At 74.8% G+C, this 10,400-nt stretch carries 11 protein-coding genes; 8 read left to right on the plus strand and 3 right to left on the minus strand.

Going from position 1 to position 10,400, the window contains the following annotated elements; genetic code table 11:
• The first annotated feature begins 450 nt into the window (after window positions 1-450).
• A complete protein-coding gene (locus PYV61_RS13770; protein WP_275832467.1) occupies window positions 451-1,626 on the plus strand; it encodes a class I SAM-dependent rRNA methyltransferase in 1,176 nt (391 codons plus the stop codon).
• Between the two features lie 22 nt (window positions 1,627-1,648).
• On the opposite strand, the gene mutM is transcribed toward PYV61_RS13770, so the two are convergent.
• Entirely contained in the window at window positions 1,649-2,434 is a 786-nt protein-coding gene (gene mutM / locus PYV61_RS13775) for a bifunctional DNA-formamidopyrimidine glycosylase/DNA-(apurinic or apyrimidinic site) lyase (RefSeq protein WP_275832470.1), read from the minus strand.
• Between the two features lie 112 nt (window positions 2,435-2,546).
• On the opposite strand from mutM, the gene PYV61_RS13780 reads away from it, so the two are divergent.
• Window positions 2,547-3,347 (plus strand): hypothetical protein, encoded by an 801-nt coding sequence (locus tag PYV61_RS13780; RefSeq protein WP_275832472.1) that lies wholly within the window; start codon window positions 2,547-2,549, stop codon window positions 3,345-3,347.
• Window positions 3,348-3,550: 203 nt separating this feature from the next.
• Window positions 3,551-3,721 carry a hypothetical protein gene (locus PYV61_RS13785; RefSeq protein WP_275832474.1) on the plus strand — a complete coding sequence of 57 codons (171 nt, stop codon included), beginning with the start codon at window positions 3,551-3,553 and terminating at the stop codon, window positions 3,719-3,721.
• A 114-nt stretch (window positions 3,722-3,835) separates the two neighbouring features.
• On the opposite strand, the gene PYV61_RS13790 is transcribed toward PYV61_RS13785, so the two are convergent.
• A complete protein-coding gene (locus tag PYV61_RS13790; protein ID WP_275832477.1) occupies window positions 3,836-4,192 on the minus strand; it encodes a histone H1-like repetitive region-containing protein in 357 nt (118 codons plus the stop codon).
• Between the two features lie 476 nt (window positions 4,193-4,668).
• Between PYV61_RS13790 and PYV61_RS13795 the strand changes: the two genes are divergently transcribed.
• From PYV61_RS13795 to PYV61_RS13810, 4 genes are all read left to right on the plus strand, one after another.
• On the plus strand, window positions 4,669-5,460 hold the full coding sequence (locus PYV61_RS13795) for an SDR family oxidoreductase (protein ID WP_275832480.1): 792 nt from the start codon (window positions 4,669-4,671) through the stop codon (window positions 5,458-5,460).
• A gap of 156 nt (window positions 5,461-5,616) precedes the next feature.
• Window positions 5,617-6,633: an L-threonine 3-dehydrogenase gene (gene tdh / locus PYV61_RS13800; protein WP_275832482.1), complete on the plus strand. Its 1,017-nt coding sequence runs from the start codon at window positions 5,617-5,619 to the stop codon at window positions 6,631-6,633.
• A gap of 16 nt (window positions 6,634-6,649) precedes the next feature.
• The gene (locus tag PYV61_RS13805) at window positions 6,650-6,943 is read left to right on the plus strand and encodes an ankyrin repeat domain-containing protein (protein ID WP_275832484.1); all 294 of its coding nucleotides are present in this window, start codon (window positions 6,650-6,652) and stop codon (window positions 6,941-6,943) included.
• A gap of 29 nt (window positions 6,944-6,972) precedes the next feature.
• Window positions 6,973-8,178 (plus strand): glycine C-acetyltransferase, encoded by a 1,206-nt coding sequence (locus tag PYV61_RS13810; protein ID WP_275832486.1) that lies wholly within the window; start codon window positions 6,973-6,975, stop codon window positions 8,176-8,178.
• A 60-nt stretch (window positions 8,179-8,238) separates the two neighbouring features.
• Here PYV61_RS13810 and PYV61_RS13815 read toward each other — a convergent pair whose 3' ends face one another.
• On the minus strand, window positions 8,239-8,565 hold the full coding sequence (locus tag PYV61_RS13815; RefSeq protein ID WP_275832488.1) for a hypothetical protein: 327 nt from the start codon (window positions 8,563-8,565) through the stop codon (window positions 8,239-8,241).
• A 191-nt stretch (window positions 8,566-8,756) separates the two neighbouring features.
• Between PYV61_RS13815 and PYV61_RS13820 the strand changes: the two genes are divergently transcribed.
• A partial coding sequence (locus PYV61_RS13820; protein ID WP_275832491.1) for a M14 metallopeptidase family protein occupies window positions 8,757-10,400 on the plus strand: 1,644 nt, incomplete at its 3' end.

The following is a 10,400-nucleotide window of genomic DNA, read 5'->3' on the forward strand; positions in this document are numbered from 1 at the left end:
TGGCCTTCAGTCGCTTGACTACATCCAACTCGCCAAGCACTACGCGCAGTAGATCCGCTATCTAGGCGTTCTACAAATACTCGACACGCAATCTCGTACGTGCGCCGCCGGCCGCTCGCGCGTCCGCCAGCCCACGTTTGGATTCGCATCCCACTCGCGATCGACAGCTCGGGTGAGCTCTCGACCGCCCCTCGTCATTCACTTTTCAATCAGCGTTGCGACGGCCAGGCCGTCGCTTGCAGCCTCTTATTGTACTGACTTTCGACGTCGTTGTCAACGTTTCCGTCAGCCCCTTCGTCGCGCCAGCCGTGCCGGCTCGAGAAGGGTCGGGTAATGTAGGAACGACCCTGGGGGTGGTCAAGGGCCCCGGAACGCGAGCGTGCCGCTCGTCCGACACAATCATTATATGCCGGACTGCCGACCGCCCCCCGGGGCCGATAGCATCCGCGCATGCACACCCCCGCCTCGATCGCGGTCGTCTCCGCCCGCGGCGCCCAGCGCTGGGACGCCGGGCACCCCTGGATCTTCCGCAGCGACGTCATCCAGCGTCCGGCCGCCGAGCCCGGCACGGTCCAGGTGCGCGACCCGCGCGGGCGCCCGCTCGGCCAGGCCCTCTGGAGCCCGGCCTCGGAGATCTCCCTCCGCCTGCTCGACCGCGACCCGGGCGCCGAGCTCGACGGGGAGTGGTGGCACTCCCGACTGGCCGCCGCGATCGGCCGGCGCGCGTCGCTGGCCGGCCAGGCCTCGGCGTACCGCCTGGTCCACGGCGAGGGCGACGGCCTCCCCTCCCTCGTCGTCGACCGGTACGACCGGTGGCTGGTCGTCCAGCTGATGAGCGCGGGGCTCGAGGCCGCGCGCGCGCCGATCGTCGACGCGCTGCGCGCCCTCACCGGCTGCGAGGGAATCCTGGCGCGCAACGACGCCGCCGTGCGCACGCGCGAGGGGCTGCCGCGCGAGACGGCGCTGCTGCACGGCGCGGTGCCGCAGGAGGTCGAGGTCGAGGAGCACGGCGTGCGCTACCTCGCCGCGCCGTGGACCGGGCAGAAGACGGGCGCGTTCCTCGACCAGCGCGAGAACCGCGCGCTCGTCGGGCGCGTCGCGCGCGGGCGCGCGCTCGACTGCTTCAGCTACCACGGGTCGTTCGCGCTGCACCTCGCGCGCGGCGCCGACGACGTGCTGGCGCTCGACGTGTCGGCGCACGCGCTCGAGCGCGCGCACGCCAACGCGGCGCGCAACGGCTACGCGAACCTGCGCACGCGCGAGGCGAACGCGTTCGACTTCCTGCGCGAGGAGGAGCGCGCCGGCGCACGCTACGACACGATCGTGCTGGACCCGCCGGCGTTCGCGAAGACGCGCGCCGCGCTCCCCGGCGCGCTGCGCGGCTACAAGGACGTGAACCTGCGCGCCATGCGGCTCCTCGGGCCGGGCGGGCTGCTCTTCACGGCGAGCTGCAGCTACCACCTCACCAAGCCGCTCTTCCTCGAGATGCTCGAGGCGGCGGCGGCCGACAGCGGTCGGCGCGTCGCGCTGCGCGAGCTGCGCGGCCAGCCGCTCGACCACCCCGAGCTGCTGACGGTGCCGGAAACGGGCTACATCAAGGGCGCGCTGCTCGAGGCGATGGACTGAGCGCGCGTACGCCGGCGGCGCGTCAGCGCTTCTGGCAGCGCGCGCAGTAGTACGTCGAGCGTCCGGCCTGCACCGTCCGCCGCACCGGCGCGCCGCAGCGCACGCACGGCTCGCCCTCGCGGTCGTAGACGCGCAGCCGCTCCAGCGCCTCGCCGTCCTGGTAGCGGCCGGGCGCGTCGAGCGCGTCGTGCAGCACGGCGCGCACGGCGTCGGCGAGGCGCCCGACGCGCGCCGGGCCGAGCGACGCGGCGGGCGTGCGCGGGTCGATGCCCGCGCGCCACAGCGCCTCCGACGCGTAGATGTTGCCGCCGCCGGCGACGACCCGCTGGTCGAGCAGCGCCGGCTTCACGGCGGCGCGGCGCCCGCGGAGCGCGGCGCGCAGCGCGGCGCCGTCCCTCGCGGGGTCGAGCGCGTCGGGGCCGAGTCGGGGCTCTGGGGCGGCGCCGGGGGCGTGCCCGCGCACGCCGTCGAGCACGCGCGCGCCGGCGAGGGCCACGCGCGTGCCGTCGTCGAGCGAGAGCGCGACCCGCGCGTGCGGCGGCAGCGGCGCGTCGTCGCGCCCGACGTCCCAGTCGCCGGTCATGCGGAAGTGCGCGTGCAGCGTGCTGCCGTCGTCGAGGTCGATCGCCTGGTGCTTGCCGAGGCGCCGCACGCCGACGACGCGCCGACCGGCGAGCTGCGCCGCGTCGCGGTCCGGCAGCGCGCGTCGGGCGGCGTCGTGGAAGGTGCGGGCGGCGCGGATGACGCGGCCGACGGCGGCGGCGCGGAGGCGGCGCGCCGCCGCTTCGACTTCCGGGAGCTCGGGCATGGCGGGCGGGGACGTGGGCATCACGGGGCGGGCCCGCGGCGCGGCGCGCCCTTGCGGGGGTGGCCGCGTCACCTAGGTTACGCCGGTCACGCCGCCGCCGTTCCCCGCCGCCATGCACGCGCCGCGCTCCCTCAAGCACGAATACGAGCTGTTCGTCGAGCGCGAGATCGAGGACTACAAGGACTCGATCCCGCGGAGCGCGATCCTCGCCATCGGCGACGAGGCCGTGGCGGCGCTGCGCGCGCAGGCGCAGGCGACGTTCACCGAGCTGGTGATCTGGGAGGAGGTCGACCGCATCATCGCGCGCCGCCTCCGGCTCCCGAGCTACCAGACGTGGCGGCGGCGGCGGCTGAAGATCATCGCCGAGCTGCGGCGCCCGGAGCGCTGGGGGCTGCACCCCGACAGCGCGCTCGCCCGCGAGCTGCGCGCGTCCGAGGGCGAGCACGTGCTCGTCGCCGGCGTGGACGACGAGTCGGCCGCGATCTTCTCGGCGGCCCTCGGCTGCTCGGTGACGGCGCTCGACCACGAGCCCGACGCGCTGGAGCGCGTCGTGGCGGCCGCCGAGCAGGCGGGGCTGATGTCGCGCGTGCGCGCCTACATCGGCGACGTCGCGGGGTGGGCGCCCGACGTCGCGCTGCGCATGGTCGTGTGCTCGCCGGCGGCGTTCGAGGGGCTGGCGCCCGAGGAGCGGGAGCGCGCGATCGCGGCGCTGCAGAGCGCGACGCTCGACGGCGGCGTGCACCTGGTGCGCACGATCGTCGCCGCGCAGACCGCCGGACAGGGGGCGGGGCTCACGCTCGAGGAGCTGCGGAGCCGTTACGCCGGATGGGCGATCTCGGTGGAGCCCGAGGCGGCCGGCTCCCCCTCGGCCGGGCGGACGTTCCTGGCCCGCAAGCAGCCCGAGCTGCACTGACCGTGAGGGCGCGTGGGTGTCGCGTTCTGCGACACCCGTCCGGCCAGCGACGTGTCATCCCGCGACAGGCACCCGGGCCCGGGCGCCGACGCGGGTTAACAAGTGCCTGCGACACAACGTCTTACGTGTGACGGTCGTCCCGGCACCGGCACTGCCTTACGAGCGGGTGCCCGGCTGCCGGGCCCCAACGCACGGAGTGCCGCATGAAGCAGAATCGTCAGGTCATAGATGTGGAGGTGCCGGTCGGGATCGTGATCGCCGACGGCGCCCGCGCCGAGGTGGCGCCGCGGTTCGCGGCGTTCGTCTGGGGCCCGGCCCCGGAAGCGCTCCCCGCCGAGGCGGCGGGGACGGCGCAGGAGCCGCGGGCGGCGTAAGGCCGCCGCCCGCGCGGCCGCACCACGCGGACAACGACGACGCCCCGCCGGCATGCCGGCGGGGCGTCGTGTCGTGAAAGAGCCCGCCGCGTCGGACGCGGCGGGCGAGTGCGGTCAGGCCGACTTCTTCGCGGCCGACTTGCGGGTCGACTTGCGCGCGGTCGACTTGCGCGCCGACGACTTGCGGGCGGTCGACTTGCGGGCGCTGCTCTTGCGCGCGCCGCCCTTCTTCGCGGTCGACTTGCGCGCCGTGGACTTGCGGGCGGTCGACTTGCGCGCGGTGGACTTGCGGGCCGTCGACTTCTTCGCGGCCGACTTGCGGGCCGAGGACTTCTTGGCGGTCGACTTGCGCGCCGACGTCTTGCGCGCGGACGTCTTGCGGGCCGACGACTTCTTGGCGGTGGACTTCTTCGCCGCGCGCTTGGTCGAACGCTTCGCGGCGCCCTTCTTGGCGGTCTTGGTAGCAGCCATGAGTCTCCTGGTGCGGGTGCTTCCCGCGGTCCCCCGGTGGAACGCGGGCGTCCCGACGGCGCGCGCACCCGGTGCGGCGAGCCGTCGAGCGTCGAGCGCCTGGCCGCGCGAAGGCGGCCGGGCGAACCGTCGGCGCGTCGCGCGGCGCGGGGGCCGGCGGCACGCGGGCGTGGTGTGACGGGGTGCTGCGACTGCGGCGACTGCGACTGCGAGATCCGAGGGGGCGGCGGCGTCGCGGCGGCGGCCCCGCGTCGGCGGCGCGGATCGCCCGCCGGCGCGCGGCGGTCGCGGAATGGACGGTCGACACGCGAAATGGTAACGTCGTGCGCGCATCGGTATTTGTCGCGATGCGCGAACTTAGAGGTGTCGCGCCCGACGCGCAATCCTCTGGGCACGATCCGCACCACCGCCGACGTGCGCGGCCGGCGCGCACGCCGCGCCGCGCGTCGTCGCACACCGACACCGGAGCACACGACATGGATCTCGGACTCGCCGGACGCGTCGCGCTGGTCACCGGCGCCTCGAGCGGCCTCGGACTCGCCATCGCGCGGGAGCTGGCCGCGGAGGGCGCCGCGGTCGCAATGGTAGCACGTCGCGCCGATGTCCTGCGGCGCGAGGCGGCGGCGCTGACGGCGCGCGCGCGGCACCGGGTGCTGCCGATCGCCGCCGACGTCACCGACGCCGACGCGGTGGCGCGCGCGGTCGACGAGGCGGAGGCGACGCTCGGCCCCGTCGACGTGCTGGTGGCGAACGCCGGCGGGCCGCCGTCGACGACGTTCGCGACGACCAGCGAGGAGCAGCTGCGCGCGGCGCTGGAGCTCAACCTGCTCGCCGCCGCCCGCCTGGCGCGGCGCTGCGTGCCCGGGATGCGCGCGCGGCGGTGGGGGCGCGTGATCTTCCTCACGTCGATGGCGGCGAAGCAGCCGCAGCCCGGACTGCTGCTGTCGAACACCGCGCGCGCCGGGCTGCTCGGCCTCGCGAAGACGCTGGCGACCGAGTGCGCGCCCGACGGCGTGCTGGTGAACACGGTGCTCCCCGGGCACTTCGAGACGGCGCGCGCCCGCGAGCTCGCGGAGATGCGGGCCGCGCGCGACGGGCGGCCGGTCGACGAGCTGCTCGCCGCGCGCACGGCGGCGGTCCCGCTCGGGCGGTCGGGCGACCCGCGCGAGATGGCGGCGGTGGTGGCGTTCCTCGCGTCGGCGCGGGCGAGCTTCGTGACCGGGACGGCGATCCAGGTGGACGGCGGGCAGGTGGCGTCGCTCTTCTAGCCCCGCGCGGCCGGCGCGCGACCGGCGCGCCGCGGCCTTCCGCCGCCCCGGGTCCGCGGCCAGCTTTCGCGCGCGCCGCGGCCGGCGCGCACGCCGGCCGCGGGCGCGCAGGCCCACCCGACCGACCACACGCGGAGCGACCGCTTGAAGGCGTTGGTGAAAGAGACCGCCGGCCCCGGCTTCGCCCTGCGCGAGGTGCCCGAGCCGCGCATCCGGGACGACGAGGTGCTGATCCAGGTGCGCCGCGCGGGCGTGTGCGGCACCGACGTGCACATCCACGAGTGGGACGAGTGGGCGCAGGGGCGCTGCCGCCCGCCGTTCGTCGTCGGGCACGAGTTCGCCGGCGACGTGGTGCAGGTCGGCGCGCTCGTCCAGGACGTGCAGGTCGGCGACCGGGTGACCGCCGAGGGGCACATCGTCGACGGGCGCTGCCTGCTCTGCCGCACCGGCAACGCCCACGTCTGCCCGCACACCAAGATCATCGGCGTCGACCGCGACGGGTGCTTCGCGGAGTACATCGCGATGCCGGCGACGAACGTCTGGCACCTCGACGACGGCGTCCCCTACGAGGTCGGCGGGATCATGGACCCGATGGGGAACGCCTTCCACACGGCGCTGACGCACACCGAGGTGCCGGGCGCCACGGTGCTGGTGACGGGGTGCGGCCCGATCGGCTGCTTCGCGGTCGGCATCGCCCGGGCGGCCGGCGCGTCGCGGGTGGTCGCGTCGGACGTGAACCCGAGGCGGCTGGAGCTGGCGCGCCGCATGGGGGCGCACGAGGCGGTGCACCCGTCCGAGGCGGCCGACGTGGTGGCGCGCGCGACCGGCGGCTACGGCGTCGACCTGGTGCTCGAGATGTCGGGCGTGCCGTCGGCGATCCACCAGGCGTTCGCGCTGGTGCGCGTCGGCGGGCGGGTGCAGATGCTCGGCATCCCCGCCAAGCCGATGGAGGTGAACTTCGCCTCCGAGGTGATCTTCAAGGGGATCACCGTCTACGGCGTCGTCGGCCGCCGGATGTACGACACCTGGCACCAGATGACCCGCTTCCTGCGCTCGGGGGCGTTCGACCCGACGCCGGTGATCACGCACCGCTTCCCGCTCGAGGGGTTCGCCGACGCGATCCAGGCGATCAAGAGCGGCGAGGCGGGGAAGGTCGTGTTCGAGGTGGGCTGACCCCGAGGAGCCGACGATGTACGCAGACGACCACGCCGACATCCTGACCGCCGCCCGCGCCGGCGACACCGACGAGACGGCCGCCGTGCTGTCGATGGACAACCGCCTGACGCGCGTCACCGACGCCGAGGGGCGGACGCCGCTGCACCTGGCGGCGATGGGCGGGCACGCCGCCACCGTCGAGCTGCTGCTGCACAACAACGCCGACCCCGACGCGCGCGACGCCGCCGGGCGCACCGCGCTGGCGCTCGCCGAGGCGGCGGGCCACGCCCTCGTCGCGGCGCTGCTGCGCGAGGCCGGCGCGTCCTGACCACTCCCCCTCCCCGACCCCGCCGTCCCGTGGCACTCAACGCCGCCCTCGTCCAGGACTTCGAGGCCCAGATCGCGCAGCTGCAGGCCGACCGGGTCTACAAGCGCCTCAACCACCTCGAGTCGCCGCAGGGCGCGCGCGTCCGCATGGAGGGGCGCGGCGAGGTGGTCATCCTCTCGTCCAACAACTACCTCGGGCTGGCCAACGACCCGGCGGTCGTGGCGGCCGGCGTGGAGGCGCTGCACGCGTACGGCGCCGGGACGGCGAGCGTGCGCTTCATCTGCGGCACGTTCACGGTGCACCGCGAGCTGGAGGTGGCGCTGGCGCGGTTCGTCGGGACCGACGCCGCGCTGAGCTACGTCTCGGCGTGGAACGCCAACGAGGCGCTGACGGCGACGATCGTCGAGGCGGGGGACTTCGTCATCTCCGACGAGCTGAATCACGCGTCGATCATCGACTCGATCCGGCTGGCGAAGGCGATCAAGAAGTGCACGACGGCGGTCTACAAGCACTCCGACCTCGACGACCTGCGCGAGAAGCTGCGGGCCAACAAGGGCGCGCGCCGGCGGCTGATCTGGACCGACGGCGTGTTCTCGATGGAGGGGTCGATCGCGCGCCTCCCCGAGATCCTGCAGCTCGCCCGCGACGAGGACGCGGTGGTGGTGATGGACGACTCGCACGCCACCGGCGTGCTGGGCGCGACGGGGCGCGGCACGGCGGAGCACTTCGGCGTGCTGGGCGAGGTGGACCTCATCACCTCGACGCTCGGCAAGGCGCTCGGCGGCGCGGCCGGCGGCTTCATCGCGGGGCCGGCGGCGGTGGTCGACATGATGACGCAGCGCTCGCGCCCGCAGCTGTTCTCGAACGCGCTGCCGCCGACGGTGGCGGCGAGCGCGCTGGCGGCGGTCGAGGTCGCGGAGCGGGAGCCCGAGCGCGTGCAGCGGCTGCGGGACAACGCGCGCTACTTCCGCGAGGCGATCGTCGAGGCGGGGTTCACGCCGCTGCCGGGCGAGACGCCGATCGTGCCGATCATCGTCGGCGAGACGGCGGCGGCGATCCAGATGAGCGACCTGCTGCTGGGCGAGGGGGTGTTCGTCACCGGCTTCGGCTTCCCGGTCGTGCCGCAGGGGCAGGCGCGGGTGCGGTGCCAGATCTCGGCGGCGCACACGCGGGACGACCTGGACTTCGCGGTGGCGGCGTTCAAGCGGGTCGGCGCGAAGCTGGGCGTCATCTGAGGGACGCTGCGGGCTGCGGACTGCGGATTCGTTCAGACCCGCCGTCCGCAGCCCGCAGCTTCAGTCGTGCAGCTCGACCCTGATGATCAGCCGCTGCCACGATTCGACCTCGTCGGGGTGCACCTTCTCGACGACGGCGCCGGCGCGGCCGCCGGCGAGCATCCACGGGGCCATCCAGACGGCGATCTGCAGCGAGAGGTGGCCGAGCACGTCGCCGCCGGCGGCGTGGACCCAGACGGCGGGGATCTCGGCCTCCTCGGGGTCTGGGACGAGGATCAGGCGGTCGCCGGGGTGCAGGCGGTGCACGACGGCGGTGCGGTCCCCGAAGACGGTGCCGAGGACGGCGGTGCGGAACGGCTCCTTGTACGGCGGGGCGGCGGGGGTCATCGCGGGCGTCGACCGGGCGCGGGGGCGGGCGATATACTGAGCGCGGTATCCGCACGCCCCGGTCCGCCGAGACCCCGGCCACCCCGCCGCCCCCGCCCCGCCCCCCACATGCTCCGCCGATCGGTCGCCGCGCTGTCGGCCGCCGTCCTGACGGCCCTGGCCGTCGTCCCCCCCGCGGCCGCGCGCCGGCGGTGCCCACGCCCAGCGGGCTGCTCGGGCTCGAGGTCGGGGCCGACCGCACGCTCGCGGACTGGGGGCAGATCACGCGCTACTTCGCCTCGCTGCCCGGCGCGACGCCGATGGTGAAGGTGGACACGCTCGGCCGCACGACGCAGGGGCGCCCGCTGGTCGTGGCGACCATCTCGTCGCCCGAGAACATCCGCAATCTGGCGACCATCCGCCAGCGGCAGGCGCGTCTCGCCGACCCGCGCGGGCTGTCGGCGGCCGACGAGGCCGCGATCGTGGCGCGGCAGCCGGCGGTCGTGATGATCACCTGCAACATCCACGCGACCGAGATCGCGTCGTCGCAGATGGCGATGGAGCTGGCCCACCGGCTGGTGACCAACGACACGCTGCGCCGCGCGCTCGACGACGTCGTGCTGCTGCTCGTCCCGTCGCTGAACCCGGACGGGCAGCAGATGGTGACCGAGTACTACAAGCAGACGCTGGGGACGCCGTACGAGGGCGGGCAGCTGCCGTGGCTGTACCACGCGTACGTCGGCCACGACAACAACCGCGACTGGTACATGGCGACCCAGGTGGAGACGCGCCTGGTGACCGACCTGCTGTACCGGAAGTGGTTCCCGGCGGTGTTCTACGACGTGCACCAGCAGGGGAACGAGGGGATGCGCCTCACCGTCCCGCCGCACGTCGACCCGATCGACCCGAACGTGGACCCGCTGATCGTGCGCGGGATCAACCACATCGGGATGGAGATGGCGCTGGCGCTGGAGGAGCGCGGCAAGACGGGGGTGGGCGACGGCGTGACGTACGACCTGTGGTGGCACGGCGGGGCGCGGTCGACGCCGACGCGGCACAACATGGTCGGGCTGCTCACCGAGGCGGCGAGCGTGCGGATCGCGACGCCGATCACGCAGCGGCGCGAGGACCTCAAGGGGCACGCGCGCGGGCTGCCGCGCTACGAGCAGAAGGTGAACTTCCCGAACCCCTGGCCGGGCGGGACGTGGCGGCTGCGCGACATCATGGACTACGAGCTGATCGCGGCCGAGGCGCTGGTGCGAATGCTGTCGCAGCAGCGCGACCAGTACGTGCGCAACTTCGCGCGCATCGGGCGGCGGCAGGTCGCGATGGGCGAGGCGGGCGGGCCGTGGGCGTACGTGATCCCGGCCGGCCAGCGCGACCCGGGCGCGGCGCTGCGCCTGGTCGAGGTGCTGCGCATCGGCGGGGTAGAGGTGGAGCGCGCGACGGCGCCGTTCACCGCGAACGGGACGTCGTACGCTGCCGGCAGCTACGTGGTGAAGATGGCGCAGCCGTACCGCGCGCACGCCAAGGACCTGCTGGAGGTGCAGCGCTTCCCGCGCATGGAGCGCTACCCCGGCGGGCCGCAGGAGCGGCCGTACGACGTGGCGGGGTGGACGCTCCCCTTCCAGTTCGGCGTGACGGCCGACGAGGTCGCGACGCGGTTCGAGGCGCGCACGGAGCCGGTGCGCGAGGTGGACGTGGTGGCCGCGTCGCGCGAGCGGTGCGGCGCGGCAGGGGCGACGGGCGCGGCCTACCGCGTGCTCGACGCGCGCGACACGCGCGGCTACGCGATCGCGCTGGCGGCGCTCGGCCGCGGCGTGCCGGTGCGCGTGGCCCGGGCGCCGGTGTCGCTG

The organism is Roseisolibacter sp. H3M3-2 (assembly GCF_029211165.1).
In the GTDB taxonomy this organism is placed as follows: Bacteria; Gemmatimonadota; Gemmatimonadetes; order Gemmatimonadales; family Gemmatimonadaceae; genus Roseisolibacter.